The 1,489-nt window shown below is 55.8% G+C and carries 2 protein-coding genes; one reads left to right on the forward strand and one right to left on the reverse strand.

All coding sequences use genetic code 11. The annotated features are described in order from the left end of the window. Positions 1–1,238 (forward strand): ComEC/Rec2 family competence protein (locus ACXJ5O_RS26750; protein WP_457302553.1); only part of this gene is annotated, 1,238 nt, incomplete at its 5' end. On the opposite strand, the gene ACXJ5O_RS26755 is transcribed toward ACXJ5O_RS26750, so the two are convergent. Then, positions 1,235–1,489 (reverse strand): LexA family protein (locus ACXJ5O_RS26755; protein WP_457302554.1); only part of this gene is annotated, 255 nt, incomplete at its 5' end. The two genes, ACXJ5O_RS26750 and ACXJ5O_RS26755, sit on opposite strands and share 4 nt — an antisense overlap.

Here is a 1,489-nt window from a genome sequence, read left to right on the forward strand (position 1 = left end):
CCGCGGCGATCTCACCGCACGAAATCCTTGGGCCAAGCTTTCAGATGTCGTATTCGGCGACTGCCGCCTTGATTGCATTTTATAGTTGGTGGTCCCGGCGTCAGGGAAGGCGGGCCTTCCGGAAAGGTGCGTCCAGCCATTTGCTTTTGGCGCTGCCGATAAAGGCCGTGAACCATGTCGGCGCGATTGCCATGACATCCGTGGTAGCCGGGACTGCGAGCTCAATTTTTGCGGCTTATCATTTCAACAATACGGCGCCGTTCGGCCTTATCGGTAACGCTCTCGCATTGCCGGTCATTTCAGTTGCTGTCATGCCTTTTGCTGTGCTCGGCTTGCTGGCCATGCCATTCGATCTGGATTGGCTACCGTTTACGGTCATGGGACAGGGCATCGAGGTCKTCATCGCTCTTGCAAAAATGGTCGCTTCGCGCTCTCCCAGCGGCAATCTCGGCCTTATGCCGCAAGGCACCTTGATCCTCATGAGCATTGGTCTTGTGATGTTGCTGTTCCTGTCAACGCGTCTTCGGCTGTGCGGCATACCGTTATTGTTAGGCGCGGCCTTGCTGATGATGCGAGCGCAGGAGCCGCAGATCATTGTTTCAGAGGACGGAAAACTGGTCGCATTGCGCACTGATGATGGCAATCTAGCGGTCAATCGAACATCCGGCAGTGCATTCACTCTTAACAATTGGCAGCAGGGCTATGGTACAAACGAGGTGGCAAAGCCGTCGAAGGCTGGCGAACTTTCCAAAGAAACGCAGTTTGAGTGTGTTGAAAAAGTTTGTACTGCACACGAGCCGGGCGGATGGATAATCGCCTATACGGACGAAGCTGCACAGAGCTCATCTGCCTGCGACGAGGGCGATATCGTTATTCTGGCGTACTCGGCCGGAACCACGGCATGCGAGGACCCGAACATAGTCGTACTTACCAAGCGCGATCTCGCGCTGCATGGTAGCGCAGAGATAACTTTGAAGTCAGGAGAACTCGTTCGGCTACCCTTCACAAATAGCGAAAATGGTTCACCAGAGGTAATCCTTGCCGAGGCAAGCGCTTCGCGCGTGCGGCGTCTTCAGTCCGTCACCATCAATTATGCCGTAGGACCACCGGTCCGGCCTTGGAACGCCTACCGAATGTATTCGCGTGCCGCGCACAATATCGAGGACTACAAATCCCGTAAGCGTGTGAATGCCGATAGCGGTGAGGCATCAGGCTGCAAAAAGCCGGGCGATTGCTAGTATCGCCGTATCAGACCGACAAGCTTTCCTTGAACCTGAACGCGATCCGGGCCGAAAATCCGCGTCTCATAAGCCGGATTAGCCGCCTCGAGGGCGATCGACGCTCCTTTACGGCGGAAGCGCTTGAGCGTTGCCTCTTCGTCGTCGACCAGTGCGACAACGATCTCGCCCGGATTGGCAGTATCGCCGCGCTTGATCACGACCGTATCGCCATCGAAAATCCCCGCCTCGATCATCGAATCGCCTTTGAC

Source organism: Phyllobacterium sp. P5_D12 (assembly GCF_054049495.1).